This window comes from Bifidobacterium sp. MSK.17.10, assembly GCF_019129655.1.
Lineage (GTDB): Bacteria > Actinomycetota > Actinomycetes > Actinomycetales > Bifidobacteriaceae > Bifidobacterium > Bifidobacterium adolescentis.
Genome location: NZ_JAHOJD010000004.1, coordinates 235,429 through 256,128, shown reverse-complemented (window position 1 = coordinate 256,128; position 20,700 = coordinate 235,429). Strand labels below are relative to the sequence as shown.

Sequence of the window (20,700 nt, the reverse complement as noted above, 5' to 3'; positions counted from 1 at the left end):
CCTGTCTTTAAGGCATCCGGCTTTTTCGTGCCAATGAGGACGACGCATATCCCGGTCTCCCCGGATTGGTATACAGTGATATTGCAAACGTATGCAAACCGGGAGCATGGCGAAGTGACGAAGAGGTCGATGACTATGGGCGCAATCGCAAGAAGAATCACACGTGTCATTACGGCGGTCGTATGCGTCGCGGTATCGGTCGGTGTCTCAGTCGCCACGCTTCACGTGCCGACACGTGAAGGCGGCGGGGAACGTTTCAATCCCGCGCGATACCGCAGCGACGTGATCGCGGATACGGTCATCAACCACACCACCGGCGTCGACAAAACACAAGGGACCGGCACCGCCGGAAGCCCCTACGACAATAAAGGCTATTTCCCTGAAGCCGGATACACGCCATCGGACTTCCATGCCCCCTGTTCTATCTGGACGTACCGCGACGCCGAAAGCGTGTGGAACTGCCAGGTATCGGGTTTGCAGGACCTTGATACATCAAGCCCGCACGTGCGCGACGTGCTGTCTGACTATTTTGTGAAGCTTCTCGACTACGGCGTCGCCGGATTCCGCGTGGATGCCGTCAAACACATGCCTCCGGAAGACGTGCTGGCCATCAAGAAACTCGTTGCGAAGAAATCCGGACGTTCCATGAACGACATCTGGTGGACGCAGGAAGTGATTGGCGACAATGCGGAAGCCGCCGAAATCCAACCGAGGAACTATCTCAAAACCGGCCAGGTGAACGAATTCCAGTACGCATATCGGCTTAAGTCCCTGTTCTCCAACTCGCTGGCAGGCGGAAGCCTGTCGATCAAAGACATTCCGCAGAACATCACCGACAGTGGCAAGGCCAGCGTATTCGTGACGAATTGGGATACCGAACGCAACAACATGACGCTCACCTACAAGGACGGCGACGCCTACCGGCTAGCGAACGCGTTCATGCTGGCCTACCCGTATGGCGCCCCCAACGTGTTCTCCGGATACGAATTCCATGACACCGACTCGGGAGCTTCAGGCGCCACTGCGACCAGCGTGCCCGATATTGACTGCTCCAAAGACTCCGGCTGGAGCTGCACCGAACGCTGGCCTGACGTGCACGGTATGGTCGGCTGGCATAATGTCGCAGGCGACGCGCCGCTCTCCGATTGGCAGGATGACGGCGACAACATGATCGCCTTCGGTCGAGGGGGACGTGCCTTCATCGCCATCAACAATTCCGTGCGCACACGTACTGTGACGTACCACACGGCTTTGCCGGCAGGGGAGTATTGCGATGTCTACGCTTCCGCCGACTGTTCCGGCAGCGTGCATGTGCGTTTCGACGGGGATGCCACACTGACGGTTCCTGCCGGTAGTGCAGTGGCCTTCCATATCACCGCGACACCGTATACCGTGAGACAATGATTGCAATCGTTTGCTGTTTTTTGCAGCTATTTCTGAATGTTTTCTGCTTGACTTGCAGAAAAAAATTTTGATTGCAGCAACAGGTTGCACTTCGGCATATATGAAGTGCATGTGCAGCAGAGGGTCACGCTGTTTCATTGCCACGCGCAGCCATTGACATACAATTAACTCTGATTCAGAGTGTAAACGTATGCATATTCATCGTCGAGTGGATTCTGAATCATCCGCGTGGATGCGGATGTCCATGGCGCATACGTTGCCGGTCGCGGCGCCTGCCATGGGCGCTTGAACCGGCCTCACAGATGAGAACGGAGAACGATGGTCGTTCAGACGAACCGTCCATTAGGCCGTGTGGTGGCGATGGGCGTCACCGCGGCCATGGCGTGCGCTTCGTTGGTCGCGGCACCGATCGTGGCCCAGGCGCAATCCAAAACGCAGGCCAATCAACAGAAAGATGTCCAGGTGATTGCGTTCCAGCAGACGTGGAACACGATCGCCAAGGAATGCACCAACACCTATGGTCCGGAAGGTGTGGCCTATGTGGAGGTCTCGCCTCCGCAGGAATCCATCCAAGGCACGCAGTGGTGGACCAGCTACCAGCCTGTGAGCTACAAGCTCGACTCCAAGCTGGGCACGGAAGCCGAATTCAAGAACATGGTTCAGCAGTGCTCCGCGGCAGGCGTGGGCATCATCGCCGACGTGGTGCTCAACCAGACCACCGGCGCCGACGTGGCCGCCGGAGACCAGAAGGGCGTGGCCGGCAGCGAATACAACGGCTCCACCGGCAGCTACCCGGGCTTCGCCACCAAGCAGTACCCGGACGGCATCACCGCCGCCGACTTCCACAGCTGCACCAAGAACATCTCCGACTACACCAATCAGAAGGAAGTTCAGGAATGCCGCCTGAGCTCCATGTGGGATTTCAACTCCGAAAGCGAGAAGGTGCAGGACATCCAGTCCGACTACCTAGCCTCGCTGTGGAACGCCGGCGTGCGCGGCTTCCGCATGGATGCCGTCAAGCACATCCACACTGACAGCGTGAAGGCCATCAAGGAGAAGTTCGCCAAGAAAATCGGCAAGAACGCCAACGACATCTACTGGATTCAGGAGGTCATCGGCAACGCCTCCGAGGCCGCGGGCATCCAGCCGAGCAATTACGTGCAGAACGGCACCGTGACCGAATTCGGCTTCAAATCCGAGATGAACCAGACCTTCAAGGACAAGATCGCCAACCTCAAGGGGCTGAGCGATCGCCTGAGCAAGGATCTCTCCTCCGATGACGCCAACGTGTTCGTCACCAACTGGGACACCGCCCGCAACGAGGGTGCGCTGACCTACAAGGACGGCGCCAAGTACCAGCTGGCCAACGCGTTCATGCTGGCCTACGACTACGGCACCCCGCGCCTGCTCTCCGACTACAAGTGGGACGTCAACGACAACGGTGCACCCGGAGCGACCGCGACCTCCGTGCCCGACGTGGATATGGACAAGGCATGCTCCACCAACGATTCCGATTGGAACTGCGAGCAGCGCTGGACCTCCACCCGCGGCATGATCGCCTTCCGCAACTATGTCAACGGCACCAAGGTCGCCGATTGGCAGGATGACGGCGGCGACAACATCGCCTTCTCCCGCGGAGCCAAGGGCTTCATCGCCATCAACAACGGCAAGAAGGACAAGGACGCCTCCTACACGACATCCCTCGCCGACGGCGAATACTGCAACGTGTACGCCACCATGGACTGCTCCAAGACCGTGACCGTCAAGGGTGGCAAGGTCGAGACCACGGTGCCGGCGCACTCCGCCATCGCCCTGTATGCCGGTGCTACCAAGGCCTCGCACCCCGCAGCCTCCGCCGCCACCGATCCGTCCGATCCCGACGTGAGCCAGGAGGAGGATGACGCCCTGCCCGACGACAGAAGCGTCACCATCTACTACAAGCCCGCCAACTCTGAGTGGAAGACCCCGAAGGTCCATTACGGCCTCGGCAACGATTGGGAGCAGCCGGAAGCCGACATGACCCTCGACGCGCAGGGTTACTACACCGCCACCATCAACACCAAGGGCAAGGCGATCGACTTCGTGTTCCACGACAAGGACACCGATGGTTGGGAGAACCCGAAGGACGGCGGCAACTACCATGCCAACGTCGGCATCACCCACGTTGGCGTGAGCGAGCAGGCCGCAACCGTCGGCAACCCCGAATCCATCGGCGCCAAGACCCGTCTCGTCGTGCACTACAAGCCATCCAGCGCTTCGGACAACCGCGGCGTGTACGTGTGGGGCACCGATGTGAACGGCGGCAACATGGACGCCAAGCATCACGCCTTCACCGGCACTGACTGCTGGGGCAAGGTCGCCGTGCTCAATTTCGACGGCAAGTACGACAAGTTCGGCTTCCTCGTCACCACCAGCGATTGGAACAAGTACGGCGCCGACCGTAGCGCCACCGTGAGCGCCGACGGCACCGCCGAGGTGTGGATCGACGGCACCAAGTACCCGGACCAGGGCGAGGCGACCACTGTCGAGACGCTTGATTCGGCACCGGCCGATTACGCCTGCAAGGCCAACACCGTCAAGGTGAAGGTGCACTACAACCGAGACGACGGCCTGTACTACAACGCCGAGGACACCAGCACCACTGTGCCGCAGTGGGATATCTGGACCTGGGCATCCAATTGGAACGGCGGTGCCGCTACCTTCACCACCCATGACGATTGGGGCGAGATCGCGGAGTACTCCTTCACCAACTACACCTACTACAACAACGACGGCGCTTCCGATATCGGCATGCTGCGCCGTTACGGTAAGGACGCGTGGAAGGCCAAGGACCCGGACGACGCCGATCACAGGATCCCGTCCAACGCGCTCGTGTTCGACGCCGACGGCAACGCCTCTGCCGAAGTGTGGCTGCTCGGCGGCGACGCCACGGTGTATACCTCCCGCCCGTCCCTCGGCGCGACCATGAAGTCCGCCGAGATCTCCGGCACCAACCAGCTGTCCGCCAAGCTTTCCAAGAAGGTCTCCACGGATGACCTGAAAGGCAAGGTCACCGTCACGGACGCCGACGGCAAAGCCGTCGATGTCAAGAGTCTCAAGGCCGACGGCACCAAGGTGATCATCACCGCCGACAAGGATCTGGACGTTCGCGGCAAGTACACCGTCGAGATCAAGGGCTTCGGCTCCCAGAACGCCATCGCCGGTTCGGTGGTCCGCACCGACGCCTTCGACAAGAAGTACGCCTACAGCGGCGAGGATCTGGGCGCGACCTTCACCAAGAAGCAGACCGGCTTCAAGGTGTGGGCGCCGACCGCCGCCAAGGTCGAGCTCATCACCTACAAGTCCGCCGACCCGAATGCCGAGATCGATCAGACCATCGACATGACAAGCGAAAGCAAGGGCGTGTGGAGCGCCACGGTGAAGAAGCTTGCCTCCGGTACCGCGTACTCCTACAGGCTCACCTTCGCCGACGGCACGGTGAACACCTCCGCCGATCCGTACGCCACCGCGGCCGTCGCCAACGGCGAGCGCTCCGTAGTGCTCTCCAAGAAGGCCATGGGCAAGGCGGGCAAGCGCATGCCGGCCTTCGGCAAGACCACCGACGCCTCCATCGCCGAGATGAACATCCGCGACTTCTCCATCAACCCGGCCTCCGGCATCTCCGCCGACAAGCAGGGCAAGTACCTGGGCGTGGTCGAATCCGGCACGAAGACCGCCAAGGGCGCGACCTCCGGCCTCGACTATCTCAAGTCGCTGGGCGTCACCCACGTGCAGATCATGCCGATGTACGACTACGGTTCCGTCAACGAGACCGGCGACCTGAGCTACAACGCCGATGGCGCGCAGAACTGGGGCTACGACCCGGAGAACTACAACGTGCCGGAAGGCTCGTACTCCTCCGATCCGAGCAACCCGAGCTCCCGCGTCACCGAAATGAAGCAGATGGTCAAGGGCCTGCACAAGAACAACATCCGCGTCATCATGGATGTGGTGTACAACCACGTCCACAATGCCGCGAACCATTCGTTCAACAAGACGGTCCCGGGCTACTACTTCCGCTATGACGACAACGGTTCGCTCGTCAACGACTCCGGTTGCGGCAACGACACCGCCTCCGAACGTGCGATGATGCGCAAGTACATCGTCGACTCGGTGACCTACTGGGCGAAGAACTACAACATCGACGGCTTCCGATTCGACCTCATGGGTCTGATCGACACCAAGACGATGCAGGAGGTTCGTGCTGCCCTCGACAAGATCGATCCGTCCATCATCGTGCTCGGCGAAGGCTGGGACATGAACTCCACGATGGACAAGAGCGAGATGACCATCCAGCCAAACGCCTACCAGGTCGCTTCGGACGGCACCAACAACGGCATCGCGTTCTTCAACGACTCGATCCGCGACGGCCTCAAGGGTTCCGTGTTCTCCGACACCGACACCGGTTTCGTCTCCGGCAAGGCCGATCAGGAAAGCCTCATCGCCCACAACGTGCTCGGCTGCCAGTACGACGCCGACGCCATCACCACCTGCTGGAACGGCAATGCGCAGGACCACTACGCGGATGCCGGTCAGGTGGTGAACTACGCCGAGATCCACGACAACATGACCCTGTACGACAAGCTCAGGAAGTCCGTGCCCACGGATGACGAGGCCACCACCGAGGCGCGCGCCAAGCTCGCCGATTCCGTGGTCTACCTGTCCGAAGGCATCCCGGCCATCCAGCTGGGCCAGGAGTTCCTGCGCACCAAGGGCGGCAACGACAACAGCTATAACGCCGGTGACGAGGTGAACGCCATCGACTGGGATCGCACCACGCAGTACTCCGGCTCCGTCGACTACGTCAGGGGCCTGATCAAGCTGCGCAACAGGATCGCTGCCCTCCGCCAGACCAGCTACAACGACATCAACGCCAGCGTGACCATGCTCAAGTCCGCCAACGGTGTCGTGGCCTATCAGGCGAAGGACTCCAGCGGCACCTACGTGGTGATCTTCAACGCCAACAACGATGCCGTCGCCATCGATGGCGTCGAGGCCGGCAAGTACGAGGTGCTCGCCGCAAACGGCACCGTGTACGGCGACGATGATGTCAAGAGCGTCACCGTCCGCAAGGGCTCCGCATACACCGCTGGCGCACTGTCCGCCACCGTGCTCAAGGTCGCCTCCGCCGACGACGTCGTTCCCGTGATTAGCGGTGTGAACGAGTCGACGACCATCACCGTCGGTTCCAAGTTCGATCCGATGGCGGGCGTCTCCGCCACCGACGACATCGACGGCGATCTGACCGACAAGATCAAGGTCGAGGGCACCGTGGACGCCAATAAGGTCGGTGACTACAAGCTGGTCTACTCCGTGACCAACTCCCGTGGCAAGACCACGACCTTCACCCGCACGGTGCACGTCCAGAAGCAGGCCGTCACCCCGGCCGCCGATAAGAACAATGGCAATGCCAATGGCAAGATCAACGGCAAGGCCGACAATACAAAGGAAGACGCGGAGAAAAACGCGGCGCAGAGCCCGGCAACAGGCTCCAACGTCGCCGGAATCGCCTTGGCCGTCATGGTGCTCGCCGTTGCGGCGGGCGTGTTGATCGTCCTCCGCAGGAAGGAGGCCGGCGACCGATAAAATCGCAATCGTCTGACTGTATTTCCTGAATTTCCGAAAGGCGGGACCGCGGAGCAATGCGGTCCCGCCTTTTCGTATCACGATGGAACACGCCGCGTCTTGCGCCGCTGATAGACTGAAGTTCCATGGTTAGAAGACAACATGGCAATTCTCAAGAACACGTCACCAAGCATATTTTCGTCACCGGCGGCGTAGTGTCCTCCCTTGGCAAAGGCCTGACCGCCTCCTCCCTTGGACGCCTGCTCCGTAGCCGCGGCATCAAGGTTTTGCAGCAGAAGCTCGATCCGTACATCAACGTGGATCCGGGCACGATGAATCCTTTCCAGCACGGTGAGGTCTATGTCACCGAAGATGGCGCGGAAACCGATCTCGACATCGGCCACTACGAGCGTTTCCTCGACGTGTACCTGAGCCAGAAGGCCAACGTCACCACCGGCCAGATCTATCAGGAGGTGCTGCGCAAGGAACGCGCCGGCGAATACCTCGGCCAGTGCGTGCAGGTCATCCCTCACATCACCAACGAAATCAAGTCCCGTATGCGCGCGCAGGCGTCCGATGACGTCGACGTGATCATCACCGAAATCGGCGGCACCGTCGGCGACATTGAATCCCAGCCGTTCCTGGAGGCCGCTCGTGAAGTACGCCGCGACCTGGGCGCCGAAAACTGCATGTTCGTGCACGTCTCCCTGGTGCCGTACATCGCCGCCGCGCATGAGCTCAAGACCAAGCCGACCCAGCATTCCGTCATGATGCTGCGCCAGCTCGGCATCTCCCCGGACGCGCTCGTGCTGCGTTCCGACCGGCCGCTCAACCAGTCCATCAAGGACAAGATCTCCCTGATGTGCGACGTGGACTCCGAAGGCGTCGTCAACTGCGTGGACGCTCCGAGCATCTACGACGTGCCGAAGACCCTGTTCGACGAAGGCCTCGACGCCTACGTGGTGCGTGAACTCGGCCTGCCGTTCCATGACGTCGACTGGGACGAGTGGGAGGACCTGCTCGAACGCGTGCACCATCCGAAGCACGAGGTCAACGTGGCCATCGTCGGCAAGTACATTGACCTGCCGGACGCCTACCTGTCCGTCACCGAGGCCATCAAGGCCGGCGGCTTCGCCAACTGGGCCAAGGTCAACGTCAAGTGGGTGGCCGCCGACAAGTGTGCCACCGAAGAAGGCGCCGCGGCGGCCCTCGACCAGGTCGACGGCATCGTGATTCCGGGCGGCTTCGGCATCCGTGGCATCGACGGCAAGATCGGCGCCCTGCGTTACGCCCGCGAGCACAAGCTGCCGGCCCTCGGCCTGTGCCTCGGTCTGCAGTCCATGGTCATCGAATACGCACGCGATGTCCTCGGCATCACCGACGCGAACTCCTCCGAATTCGATCCGGATTGCGCCAACCCGGTCATCGCCACCATGGAAGAGCAGAAGGACATCGTCGCCGGCAAGGGCGACATGGGTCACACCATGCGTCTGGGCTCCTACCCGGCGGAACTGGAGGAAGGCTCCATTGTCGCCGAGCTGTACGGCACCACGCATGTCACCGAACGCCACCGCCACCGTTACGAGGTGAACGTGGCATACAAGGATCGTCTGCGCGAAGGCGGTCTGGTCATCTCCGGCCAGAGCCCTGACGGTGAACTCACCGAATTCGTCGAACTGCCGCGCGAGGTGCATCCGTTCTACGTGGCCACCCAGGCCCATCCGGAATTCAAGTCCCGTCCGACCAAGCCGCATCCGCTGTTCGCGGGTCTGGTCAAGGCCGCTCTGGACCACCAGCAGGCGCGCTGAGACGATTTGAGCGCATAAGCTCGATTCATCGCAAAGCGGAAGACCGAATCTGCATGGTCTTCCGCTTTTTTGTAGGGCAAATCACGGGCGAATACTGTCGAATTTCGAATAAGGTCTAGTGTTTCGCTGTGTGTTCTGTTAGGTTGTCATAGGTATCAATGAGTGAATGGAGGCAGCGTACGGTGGCAGAGAACCAAGCGTCCAACGCCGCGGCCGACGTGGAGATGAGCCAGTATGTGGCTGATCGCACGCGCGTGAACGAAGACAAGATCAAGCAGGATGACGAGATCATCGAGCAATTCGGTGACTACAACTACGGTTGGCACGATACGGACTTCGCCGGCGAGGCAGCGAAGAAAGGCATCGACGAGAACGTCGTGCGTGCCATCTCCGCCGACAAACACGAGCCGGAATGGATGCTGGAAAAGCGATTGGAAGGGTATCGCGATTTCATCAACCGTCCAATGCCGCAGTGGGGCGTCGATTTGAAGGACTTCGACGCCGACGATTTCAAGTACTACGTCAAGCCGATCGACAAGCAGGCCACCACTTGGGAGGAACTGCCCGACGAAATCCGCTCCACGTACGACAAGCTCGGCATTCCGGAAGCGGAGAAAAGCAGACTCGTCTCCGGCGTCGCCGCGCAGTACGAGTCCGAGGTCATCTACAATTCAATCCAGAAGGATCTCGAAGAGCAGGGCGTCATCTTCGTCGACACCGACACCGCCGTGCAAAAGTACCCGGAACTCGTCAAGAAGTATTTCGGCAAATGCATTCCGAGCAACGACAACAAATTCTCGGCATTGAACACCGCCGCATGGTCGGGCGGCTCGTTCGTATACGTGCCGAAGGGCGTGCACGTGGACATTCCGCTGCAGGCATACTTCCGCATCAACACGCCGAACATGGGACAGTTCGAACGCACGCTGATCATCGCTGATGAAGGTTCCTACGTGCATTACGTGGAAGGCTGCACCGCGCCGATCTACTCCACCGACTCGCTGCATTCCGGCGTGGTGGAGATCTTCGTCGAGCCGCACGCCCGTGTGCGTTACACCACCGTGCAGAACTGGTCGAACAACGTGTACAACCTGGTGACGCAGCGCGCCTACGTGCGTGAGGGCGGCACCATGGAATGGGTGGACGGCAACATCGGCTCGAAAGCCACCATGAAGTATCCGGCATGCATCCTCGCCGAGCCGTATGCGAAGGCCAGCACCATGTCGTTGGGCTTCGCTGGTAAGGGACAGTACCAGGACACGGGCGCGAAGATGATTCACCTCGCCCCGCATACCAGCTCCACCATCGTGGCGAAGTCGATTTCCCGTGGCGGCGGACGTTCCGCATACCGTGGCCTCGTCAAAATCGTCAAGGGCGCGGAAGGGTCCTCCAATTCGACGGTCTGCGACGCTTTGCTCGTCGACGAATTCAGCCGTTCCGACACGTACCCGCATGTGGATGTGCGTGAGGACAACGTCTCCATGGCGCATGAGGCCACCGTTTCCAAGGTCTCCGAAGACCAGCTGTTCTATCTGATGAGCCGCGGCCTGTCCGAAGACGAGGCCATGGGCATGATCGTGCGCGGCTTCGTCGAACCGATCAGTCGCGAGCTGCCGATGGAATACGCGCTCGAATTGAACCGTTTGGTGGAATTGCAGATGGAAGGATCGGTGGGCTGATCACCATGGCACAAACTCAGGAAATCAACATCCCCGTCGCGGATCCGTCCGATCCGTACGCGAATCCGGCGGCCATGCCGTCATCCGCGGACCGCGCTCCACGCTCATTCGACATCGAAGCGTTCGCCAAGCCGGACCGCAAACAGGAGGACTGGCGCTACACGCCGATAGAGCGCATCGAGGAGTTCTTCGATGTGTTCGAACCATCCAATGAAACGCAGGTCACCGTTTCCATGATCGACGGGTCGCCGCTTGCCGAAGGCGTCACGTATGCCGAAGGCACGGTGGGGGACACCGGCACAGGCATCGTCTCCAAGCCGAACGACCGCGTGTCCGCAGTCGAATGGAATTCCGGCAAACGCGCTGGAATACTGACCATCGACGGTGAGATCGACCAGCCGGTGCTCGTCAAAATGCATGGCACCGGCAAGGACCTCGACGCGTTCCACCTGTCGATCATCGCAGCCGACCGCGCCCATGCCGACGTGGTCGTCGAACATGACGGCGACGCACGTCTCGCCGAAGGCGTGGAAATCACCACAGGCAAGGACTCCCACATTTCCACCACCTTCATCCAGGAATGGAACAAGGACTCCAAACACGTCGGCAACCAGCGCATCCACGTGGGCGAGGAGGCGTCCCTGCGCCATTCCGTGGTCACCCTCGGTGGTGATGTCGTGCGCATTCGCATGGACCAGGACTTCGGCGGCGAGCAGGGCGACCTCAACATGCTCGGCATCTACTTCGTGGACCCGGACGAGCATATCGAACACCGCACGATGGTGGTGCACAACCATCCCGAATGCAAGAGCCGCGTGGTCTACAAGGGCGCGCTCGACGGCAAGGGCGCGCACTCCACATGGGTCGGCAACGCGCTGATCGAGCCTACCGCGCCAGGCACCGACTCCTACGAGCTCAACCGCAATCTGGTGCTCACCCCAGGTGCCATCGCCGATTCCGAGCCGAATCTGGAAATCGAAAACGGCAACATCATCGGTGCCGGCCACGCCTCATCCGTCGGACGATTCGACGACGAAGAGCTGTTCTACCTCGAATCGCGCGGCATCTCGGAAAACGAGGCCCGCAAGCTCGTGGTGCGTGGCTTCTTCGGCGAGCTCGTCGAGGAAATCGGCATTCCGGCGATTTCCGAGCATCTTATGAACGTCATCGACAAGCGCCTGGCCCGCGGCGAAAGCGACGCGATCGCACAGGTATTGGAAGAGAAATAATCGTCAGGAGAAACCATGTCAACCCTTGAAATCAAAGATCTGTACGCGCACGTCGAAACCAAGGACGGCATCAAGCCGATCCTCAAAGGCGTGAACCTGACCGTCAACTCCGGTGAAACCCATGCCATCATGGGCCCCAACGGTTCCGGCAAATCCACCCTGGCATACACGCTGGCCGGCCACCCGAAGTACATCGTCGACTCCGGCCAGGTGCTGCTCGACGGCGAGGACATCCTCAAGATGACCCCGGACGAGCGAGCCAAGGCGGGCATCTTCCTGGCCATGCAGTACCCGGTCGAAGTGCCGGGCGTGTCCATGACCAACTTCCTGCGCACCGCCAAAACCGAAGTGGACGGCAAGGCGCCGGCCATCCGTACGTGGACGAAGGAACTGTCCGAAGCCATGAAGCGGCTCAAGATGGACCCGAAGTTCGCCACCCGTTCCGTGAACGAAGGCTTCTCCGGCGGTGAGAAGAAGCGCGCGGAAGTGCTGCAGCTCGAACTGCTCAAGCCGAAGTTCGCCATCCTCGACGAAACCGACTCCGGCCTCGACGTCGACGCGCTGCGCATCGTTTCCGAAGGTGTGAACCGTGCCAAGGAAGCCAACCAGTTCGGTATCCTCATGGTCACCCACTACACCCGCATCCTGCGTTACATCAAGCCGGACATCGTGCACGTGTTCGCCGACGGCCACTTCATCAAGACCGGCGGTCCGGAACTCGCCGACGAGCTTGAGGAGACCGGCTACGACGCATACCTGCCGGAAGGCTCCGATTCGGAAAGCGCATTGGCATGACCGATTTCGCAGCGATCCGCAGCCAATTTCCGATTCTCGACCAGGAAATCCACGGCCATCCGCTGGTATACCTCGATTCCGCCGCGACATCGCAGAAGCCGCAGTGCGTGATCGACGCGGAATCGGACTTCTACCGCACCATCAACGCCGGAGTGCACCGAGGCGCGCATGAGCTTGCCGCGCGTAGCACCATGGCGTTCGAGGATGCGCGCGCCAAAGTGGCCAAGCTGGTTGGCGCCGATTCGGCGGAAGGCGAAGAGGAGATCGTCGTCACCGCCGGCGCCACCGCAGGACTGAACCTGTTGGCCACCGCATTCGGCAACGCGTCGCTTGGACGCGGGGGAGAGGCCGCCAAGCGTTTCGCGTTGAAACCGGGCGATGAGATCGTCGTCACCAAGGCGGAACACCATTCCGTGCTGCTGCCGTTCCAGGAACTTGCGCTGCGCACCGGCGCCACGCTCAAATGGTTCGACTTGGACGAGGAAGGCCGTGTGCGTTCCGACGCCGCGGACGAAGTAATCACCGACCGCACGAAGATCGTTGCCGTCACGCATGTGGGCAATACCACAGGAGCGATTACCGACATCGCGCCGATTATCCGCCGCGCCCACGAGGTGGGTGCCGTGTTCGTGCTCGACGCATGCCAGTCCGTGCCGCACCTCAAAGTGGATTTCCACGCTTTGGACGTCGACTTCGCCGCATGGAGCGCCCACAAAATGTATGGCCCGACCGGCGTCGGATTCCTCTATGGCAAGCGTGAAATGCTTGAGGCATTGCCTCCGGCCAATTTCGGCGGATCCATGGTGGAGCTTGCCTGGATGGACCAGGAAGCCCAGTACATGGAGCCTCCCGCACGATTCGAAGCGGGCACGCAGCCGGTGGCACAGGTCGTCGCCGCCGGTGTCGCCGCCGAATGGCTGATGAACATCGGCATGGAAAACCTCGAGGCGCACGAACGCACCATCACCGACGAACTGCTCAAAATGGGCGATATCGACGGCATCCGAATCCTCGGACCCCGCTCCAACAAGGAGCGCATCGGTACCGTCGCGTTCGAAGTCGAAGGCGTGCATCCGCACGACGTCGGCCAGTTCATCGACGCGCAGGGCATCGCCATCCGCGTCGGACACCACTGCGCGCAGCCGGTGCACCGCCACTTCGGCGTGTATGCCTCCAACCGCGCGTCCAGCGGCATCTACAATTCGGTCGAAGACGCGCAGGCCCTCATCGAGGCGCTCGGCAAAGTTCGTCCGTTCTTTGGAGTTGAGTAACGAAATATGAGTGATTTTGAGATGTCCGGAAGCGACCTTGAGCAGATGTACCAGGAAGTCATCCTCGAAGCCGCGAAGAACCCGCACGGCAAGGAGCATTTCGCACCTGACCTCGCTTCGGAAAACGCCTCGCATGCCGCCGAAACCACGGTGCAGACCAGCCACGAATACTGCACGCCGGGAGAATCGCACCAATTCAACCCGACCTGTGGTGACGAGGCCACCATCCATGCCGAAGTCTCCGATGCCGAGCCATACACCATCGAACGGCTCGTATGGGATGGCCACGGATGCTCCATCTCCCAAGCCAGCCTGTCCGTCATGGTCGATCTCGTCGAAGGCAAAACCGTGGACGAGGCCATGAAACTCGCCGAAACCTTCCATAAGCTTATGGAGTCACGCGGCAAAGGACTGAATGACGAACAGGCCGAGGAATCCTTGGAGGACGGCATCGTCTTCCAAGGGGTCTCCCAGTATCCGATGCGCATCAAATGCGCGCTGCTCGGCTGGGAGGGCATGAAGGACGCCGTGGCCAAGGCTCTGGCCGCGAAAGCCTGAGCCTTCAACTCGGCGTTTGGAAAAACACTAGTGACAAACCCCAAGCGACGCGCTATTCTTGCTCAACAGATACAAGCAACGTCCATCAACAGTTTGGAGAGACAATGAGCGACACCCTGGTACCCGAACCGCAGGCGTCGATCTTCGATTCCGTGACCAAGGCCTTGGGCAACGATGAGGACGCGGCCCGTCGCGTCATGCTCAATCCGAACCTGGCCAAAGGGTTCAAGGACGGCAAGCCGGTGAACAAGGAATCCAAAAAAGACGGGCAGGACACTTGCGGCTGCGGCAATCATGCCGACGCGTGCGGATGCTCCCAACCGCAGGATGACGACATTCCGCTGAAAGCCGTCGACGATATCGGACGTGCCACGGCAGCTGACGTGAAAGAAGCCCTGCACCAGGTCATCGACCCGGAACTCGGCATCGACGTCATCGACCTTGGTCTGGTTTACGGCATCGAAATCGACGAACTGGGCCGAGCCATCATCACGATGACGCTCACCACGCCGGCCTGCCCGCTGACCGATCTGATCGAGGACGAATGTGCCAGCACCCTCGCCGGTCTCGTCGAGGAATTCCGTATTGATTGGACATGGCAACCGCGTTGGACCATGGACAAGATCACTCCGGAAGGCCGTGACCAGCTTGCCGCGCTCGGATTCAATTTCGACAATCTGCCGAAATACTGACGGTTGCTGCGGTTGCCGTGCAGTGAACCGCAGCCGCCAAACGTAAGAAAAACGGAACAACATACGAAAGGCGCGTCTCCCGAACGGGGAAGCGCGCCTTTCGTATTACGACGTATGTCAGTCGTCGACCACGGTACCCTTCGGCACCACGGTGATGCCTTCCGGCGTGACGGTGAAGCCACGCGCCAAATCATGCTCGGTATCGATGCCAACGGTCGAATTCTCCGTCAACACGACGTTCTTGTCGAGAATCGCCTTGTAGACCCGCGCGCGACGGTTGACGACCACACCGTCGAACAGAATCGAATCGACGACCTGAGACCACGAATGGATGCGCACGTTCGGCGACAGGACGGAATGGTGCACCTCGCCGCCGGAAACGATGACGCCGGGGGAGACGATCGAATCGGTGGCATGGCCCAGGCGGTCGCGGCCGGCATGCACGAACTTCGCCGGCGGCAGGTTGCCGGACAGCGTGTAGATAGGCCATTCGGTGTTGTACAGGTTGAACTCCGGCACATAGGAGATCAGATCCATATGCGCATCGTAGAACTGCTTCAGCGTGCCCACGTCACGCCAGTAGGCGTGGTCGGTCGGTGTGGCTCCCGGAATCTCGTTGGAATTGAAATCGTAGACGCCGGCCTCGTTGCGTGCCGCGAAATACGGCGCGATGTCGCCGCCCATATCATGCTTCGTATCCTCGGCCTTCTCATCCAACGAAAGCGCCGCGAACAAGGCATCGGTGTTGGCCACATAGTTGCCCATGGAGGCCAGGATGGAATTCGGGTCGTCCGGCAGTCCCGTGGTGGTCTGCGGCTTCTCCTGGAAGCTCTTGATCATATTCGGATGATCGGGATCGACCTCGATCACACCGAACTGGTTGGACTGGCTGATGGGCTGACGGATGCCGGCAACGGTGAATTCCGCGCCGGATTCGATGTGCTGCTGCACCATCTGCTGGAAATCCATGCGATAGACATGGTCGGCGCCGACAATCACCACGATGTCGGGCTGCACGTCCTCAATGATGTTGATGGTCTGGTAGATGGCGTCGGCCGAGCCGAGATACCAATGCTTGCCGAGACGCTGCTGCGCCGGCACAGGGGAGACGTAGTTGCCCAACAGCGGCGAGAAACGCCATACAGTGGAGATATGGCGGTCAAGCGAATGGGACTTGTACTGGGTAAGCACGACCGTCTGCATGTAGCCGGAATTCACCAGATTGCTCAGCGGAAAATCAATCAGACGGAACACGCCGCCGAATGGGACGGCAGGCTTGGCCCTGTCCCTGGTCAATGGCATCAGACGGGTGCCCTCACCGCCTGCCAGCACGATGGAAAGAATCTTTGGGTTCTTCGCCATGGGAACTCCTCTCTGAGAGCGTCTTGCGACACCGTACGCACGGTCGGTCCGCTTCATCACGAAACCGCTTACGCACACTATGATTGCATAAATTCAGCAAATCGCAAGGAGTTTGCAGCGCGAGTCTTGAAAATTTCCAGTTCGTTTCAGCAACGTTTCACCATGCGTTCATGCGCGTCTCACGCATGATGGTCCACTCGACGCGTCGCATAGAAGGCGACCGCGCTTGATGCGGCGACATTGAGACTGTCCACGCCGTGGCTCATGGGAATCTTCACCGTAAGGTCGGCGCGGGAGATGGTGTGGTGCGACAGTCCATCTCCTTCGGTACCGAAAATCAACGCGAGCTTGTCAATATGGTCGCTTTCAGTCTCGGCGTTGTTGAGACGGCGGACCAATTCGGCCAAAGAAATGGAATCATCCTCAAGCGCCATCGCTACGGTGGTGAACCCCAGATCATGCAGTTCCCGCATGCCGGTGAACGGCCAATAATGCTTGTCGTCCCCTCCGATGCGCGTCCACGGCACTTGGAACACCGTGCCCATGGACACGCGTGCCGCGCGCCGGTACAACGGGTCGCCACAGGACGGAGTGACGAGCACCGCATCCACGTCGAGCGCCGCAGCCGAACGCATGAGAGCGCCCACATTCGTGTGGTCGACGATATTCTCCATGACCGCGACCCGGCGAGCGCCACGGCAGACCTCTTCGACGCTGGGCAGGGACCAGCGTTTCATCGCGGCAAGGGCTCCGCGATGCAGCCGGTAGCCGGTTAGACGTTTGAGCTGCTCAGGCGAAGCGACATACACGGGAATGCCATCGCCCCAACGTTTCTCGATGACATCGAACATGCCGCTCATGCCGTCGATCCACGACTCCTCGACCAGCAGGGAAATCGGCTCGCGTCCAGCGGCCAGGGCACGGTCTATCACTTTGGGCGATTCGGCGATGAACAATCCCTTGCTGGGCTCCAGCCTGTTGCGCAGCTGGATTTCCGTGAGATTCACATAAGCCGCCACACGCTCGTCGTCGATGGAGTCAAGATGAATGAACCGCATTGCCCGTATTCCGCCAATCTTTCGTCAGATACAAGAAAACCCCTTGTCTCCAAGGGGTTTATTCCGGTGTCCGGAGCGGGACTTGAACCCGCACGCCTGTATAAAATAGGCACTAGCACCTCAAGCTAGCGCGTCTACCATTCCGCCACCCGGACAGGTGCGTTGCTCAGCGGCAACGAATGAAAACTATAGCAGTTGAAATCCATGATGCAAATCCTGGCGTGTCGCGATAGGTCCGATATGGGTTATGTGGGGTTCCTGATAGGCTCGGAAGCTATGACTGATGCCCTTTTTCTGCTTGATACGGACCATGACGACGTACCGGTGAACAGCGACGAGCTCAACGCCGGATGGAGGCTGACGCTTCCCTCATCCGTACGCAGGCACGCCATCCAGGCCATGCGATTGAAGGACGGCGACGAACTGCAGCTTTCCGACGGCAGGGGATTGCGCATCCACGCCGTACTGCGCGACGCGCAGCAGGGAATCGCGGAAGTGCTGCGATTCGGCAAGGAGCCGCAGCCGGTCACCAGGCTCGCGCTGGTGCAGGCTCTCGCCAAAACCGGCCATGACGAGCAGGCGATCGATATGGCCACGCAGATCGGCGTCGATCAGGTGATTCCCTGGCAGGCCGACCGTTCCATCGCCAAATGGAAGGCAGGACGTACTGACAAAAAGTGGAGGCAGGTGCTGGAATCCGCCACCGAACAGTCGCGCAGATCGTGGACGCCCCAGCTGGACGATTGCGTGACCAGCAAGCAGGTGGTCGCCATCTGCAAGCGCGCATGCGTGCATGGCGACATGGTGATCGTGCTGCATCAAGATGCCACGAAGACCTGGGAACAACTGGAAACCGGTATCGCCAAACTGTCCGATACGTGTCTGAAGGACGGACGTCCGCGCACCATATATGTGCTCGTCGGTCCGGAAGGCGGCATCAGCGACGCCGAAGTCGAGGCGTTCACGAAAGCCGGCGCCGAAGTGTGCGTGCTGGGAAGCAACATCCTACGTGCGTCCACCGCCGGTCCGGTCGCGCTGTCATTGCTCGCGCGAGCATTGGGACGTTTCGTCTGATCCCGGCTCCATTGCGTGAAATTGCCGGAATCGCCCCGTTTCCTGCTGGTGTAGCATGGTAGCGAAGGTTTTTCCAATACCGATAAGGAGCGTTATGAGCGACAAGGATTGCCTGTTCTGCAAGATTATCGCAGGTGAGATTCCCAGCGAGAAGGTGTACGAGGACGATGCCACCTACGCCTTCAAGGACATCAATCCGAAAGCCAAGGTGCACGTACTGATCGTGCCGCGCAAGCACTACGCGAACGTCGCCGAACTCGCCAAAGAGGATCCGGCACAGCTCGCCCACATGGCCGAAGTGGCGCAGAAAATCGCCGACCAGGAGTTCCATGGCGCCTTCCGTCTGATCTTCAACACCGGAATCGACGCCGGACAGACCGTGTTCCACGTGCACGCCCACGTGCTTACCGGCGAAAAGCTCGACGAATAGTCCACATACCGCCAATACCGACATCGGAAGAGGTTCTGTGCCCACCACTACACGCACCATCGCGATACCCCAACAGCTTGATCCGGTGACCGTGCTTGGCCCTGTGGACGAGGTGCTTCGGGAAGTCGAACGTGCGTTCCCCGATCTGACCATCATCGTACGGGGCAACCGCATCGCCATCATGTCGCATTCCAGCAAATCCGAATCCCAAGCCGCCCAAGCCGAACAGGTGGTTGCCGATATCATCCAAGCCGCCTATACCGCGCCGATGGACGCCGATACCGTCCGTCGCATGCTCGACCAGAACGTGCTTAAAAATCCGGTCCGCGCCACACATCCCGGCCACGGCCGCGTGGTGGAGGAATTGCGCATGGCCGGCAGGCAACAGTCGCACGCGTCCCATCGTGAGGAAACCGCAGACAGGCGGCGTCCTCACGTGCCGGGCGTCATCACCTTCGCGCTCGGCAAACCGGTCCGTGCCAAAACCGCCGGACAGATAGCCTACGTCAACGCCATCGAATCGCACACCATCACCTTCGCCATCGGACCGGCAGGCACCGGCAAAACCTATCTTGCCGTAGCCAAAGCGGTACGTGCTTTCCAAGACAGGCAGGTCCGGCGCATCATACTGACCCGTCCCGCCGTCGAAGCAGGGGAGAACCTCGGCTTCCTGCCGGGCACGCTCAACGAAAAGGTCGACCCGTACCTGCGACCGCTGTACGACGCGCTGTCCGACATGCTCGGAGCGGACCAGCTCAAGCGATACATGGACGACGGCACCATCGAAGTGGCGCCGCTCGCCTACATGCGCGGCCGCACGCTCAACGACGCGTTCGTGATCCTCGACGAGGCCCAGAACACCACCGAACAGCAGATGAAGATGTTCCTGACCCGACTGGGATTCAACACCAAAATGGTCATCACCGGCGACGTGACCCAAGTGGATCTGACCGTGCCGAAATCAGGTCTGGCCACCATCGAACGCATCCTCGACGGCATCGACGACATCGCCTTCGCCCACCTGAAGCCCGAAGACGTGGTCCGCCACGCGCTCGTGGGCAAAATCGTCGCCGCCTACGACAGGCACACGGCCATAGCGGGAGACCACAGCAGAAGCGCGCGTGCCGCATCATCGCAACCATTCGACGACAAGAACAAGGAAAACGCATAAATGAGCGTTGAAGTGACGAACGAAACCGCCTGGCAGATCGACGGCAAAATCTTTTCCGACCTCGGCGTATGGGTCATGAGCCAGATGAGGGTCAGCACACAATCCGACCTGACCATCATGTTCGTGGACCCGGATCCCATCGCCCAACTGCACATGCGTTGGATGAACCTCGAAGGCCCCACCGACGTCATGAGCTTCCCAATGGACGAACTGCGCCCCGGAGACGGCGGAACCGAAATGGAAGGCGTGCTGGGCGACATCGTGCTATGCCCGTGGGTGGCCGCCCAGCAGGCGCTCGCGGCCGGCCACAGCACCATGGAGGAAATGATGCTGCTGACCATCCACGGCATCCTCCACCTGCTCGGATACGACCATGTCACACCCGAACAGGAACGGCAGATGTTCGGCTTGCAACGCCAGCTGCTATTGACGTTCTTCGCGCTTCGACAGGGAGCCGGCGCGCGGGCGACGCTTCCCGCCGGCACGCCGGATGCGCTCGCCGAATGGGACCGCGAACACGGGGCCGGCGGCAAAACGGCCAAATGACGGCATGATGCATCATCCG

15 protein-coding genes and 1 tRNA gene are annotated in these 20,700 nt (G+C 60.4%); 13 read left to right on the top strand and 3 right to left on the bottom strand.

Going from position 1 to position 20,700, the window contains the following annotated elements; all coding sequences use genetic code 11:
* Nucleotides 1-129: 129 nt before the first annotated feature.
* From KSX58_RS05110 to KSX58_RS05070, 9 genes are all read left to right on the top strand, one after another.
* Entirely contained in the window at nucleotides 130-1,404 is a 1,275-nt protein-coding gene (locus KSX58_RS05110; protein ID WP_237976421.1) for an alpha-amylase family glycosyl hydrolase, read from the top strand.
* Nucleotides 1,405-1,722: 318 nt separating this feature from the next.
* A complete protein-coding gene (gene pulA, locus KSX58_RS05105) occupies nucleotides 1,723-7,029 on the top strand; it encodes a type I pullulanase (RefSeq protein ID WP_217735721.1) in 5,307 nt (1,768 codons plus the stop codon).
* Nucleotides 7,030-7,154: 125 nt separating this feature from the next.
* Nucleotides 7,155-8,816: a CTP synthase gene (locus KSX58_RS05100; RefSeq protein WP_003809478.1), complete on the top strand. Its 1,662-nt coding sequence runs from the start codon at nucleotides 7,155-7,157 to the stop codon at nucleotides 8,814-8,816.
* A gap of 158 nt (nucleotides 8,817-8,974) precedes the next feature.
* The gene (gene sufB / locus KSX58_RS05095; protein WP_011743124.1) at nucleotides 8,975-10,495 is read left to right on the top strand and encodes a Fe-S cluster assembly protein SufB; all 1,521 of its coding nucleotides are present in this window, start codon (nucleotides 8,975-8,977) and stop codon (nucleotides 10,493-10,495) included.
* 5 nt (nucleotides 10,496-10,500) lie between these two features.
* Nucleotides 10,501-11,724 carry a Fe-S cluster assembly protein SufD gene (sufD, locus tag KSX58_RS05090; RefSeq protein ID WP_003809475.1) on the top strand — a complete coding sequence of 408 codons (1,224 nt, stop codon included), beginning with the start codon at nucleotides 10,501-10,503 and terminating at the stop codon, nucleotides 11,722-11,724.
* A 15-nt stretch (nucleotides 11,725-11,739) separates the two neighbouring features.
* A complete protein-coding gene (sufC, locus tag KSX58_RS05085) occupies nucleotides 11,740-12,519 on the top strand; it encodes a Fe-S cluster assembly ATPase SufC (protein WP_011743126.1) in 780 nt (259 codons plus the stop codon).
* Nucleotides 12,516-13,790, top strand: coding sequence for a cysteine desulfurase (locus KSX58_RS05080; protein ID WP_038444413.1), 1,275 nt, complete (start codon nucleotides 12,516-12,518; stop codon nucleotides 13,788-13,790). Before sufC ends, KSX58_RS05080 begins: the two co-directional genes overlap by 4 nt.
* Nucleotides 13,791-13,796: 6 nt before the next feature.
* Nucleotides 13,797-14,348 (top strand): Fe-S cluster assembly sulfur transfer protein SufU, encoded by a 552-nt coding sequence (sufU, locus tag KSX58_RS05075; RefSeq protein ID WP_003809470.1) that lies wholly within the window; start codon nucleotides 13,797-13,799, stop codon nucleotides 14,346-14,348.
* 104 nt (nucleotides 14,349-14,452) lie between these two features.
* A complete protein-coding gene (locus KSX58_RS05070; RefSeq protein ID WP_011743129.1) occupies nucleotides 14,453-15,040 on the top strand; it encodes a metal-sulfur cluster assembly factor in 588 nt (195 codons plus the stop codon).
* Nucleotides 15,041-15,157: 117 nt separating this feature from the next.
* Here the strand turns inward: KSX58_RS05070 and glgC are convergent, their stop codons facing one another.
* From glgC to KSX58_RS05055, 3 genes are all read right to left on the bottom strand, one after another.
* The gene (gene glgC, locus KSX58_RS05065; RefSeq protein WP_003809465.1) at nucleotides 15,158-16,402 is read right to left on the bottom strand and encodes a glucose-1-phosphate adenylyltransferase; all 1,245 of its coding nucleotides are present in this window, start codon (nucleotides 16,400-16,402) and stop codon (nucleotides 15,158-15,160) included.
* A 179-nt stretch (nucleotides 16,403-16,581) separates the two neighbouring features.
* Nucleotides 16,582-17,460, bottom strand: a complete 879-nt coding sequence (locus KSX58_RS05060; RefSeq protein ID WP_003809463.1) for an RNA methyltransferase — start codon at nucleotides 17,458-17,460, stop codon at nucleotides 16,582-16,584.
* Between the two features lie 67 nt (nucleotides 17,461-17,527).
* Nucleotides 17,528-17,615, bottom strand: a tRNA-Leu gene (locus KSX58_RS05055).
* Between the two features lie 121 nt (nucleotides 17,616-17,736).
* Here KSX58_RS05055 and KSX58_RS05050 point away from each other — a divergent pair.
* The 4 genes from KSX58_RS05050 to ybeY all read left to right on the top strand — a co-directional run bounded on the left by KSX58_RS05050 (nucleotide 17,737) and on the right by ybeY (nucleotide 20,681).
* Complete coding sequence (locus KSX58_RS05050; protein ID WP_033499432.1) at nucleotides 17,737-18,534, top strand: 16S rRNA (uracil(1498)-N(3))-methyltransferase; 798 nt, start codon at nucleotides 17,737-17,739, stop codon at nucleotides 18,532-18,534.
* A 94-nt stretch (nucleotides 18,535-18,628) separates the two neighbouring features.
* On the top strand, nucleotides 18,629-18,964 hold the full coding sequence (locus tag KSX58_RS05045; protein WP_011743131.1) for a histidine triad nucleotide-binding protein: 336 nt from the start codon (nucleotides 18,629-18,631) through the stop codon (nucleotides 18,962-18,964).
* 37 nt (nucleotides 18,965-19,001) lie between these two features.
* A complete protein-coding gene (locus KSX58_RS05040; protein WP_003809457.1) occupies nucleotides 19,002-20,135 on the top strand; it encodes a PhoH family protein in 1,134 nt (377 codons plus the stop codon).
* Entirely contained in the window at nucleotides 20,136-20,681 is a 546-nt protein-coding gene (ybeY, locus tag KSX58_RS05035) for an rRNA maturation RNase YbeY (protein ID WP_003809455.1), read from the top strand.
* Nucleotides 20,682-20,700: the final 19 nt, after the last annotated feature.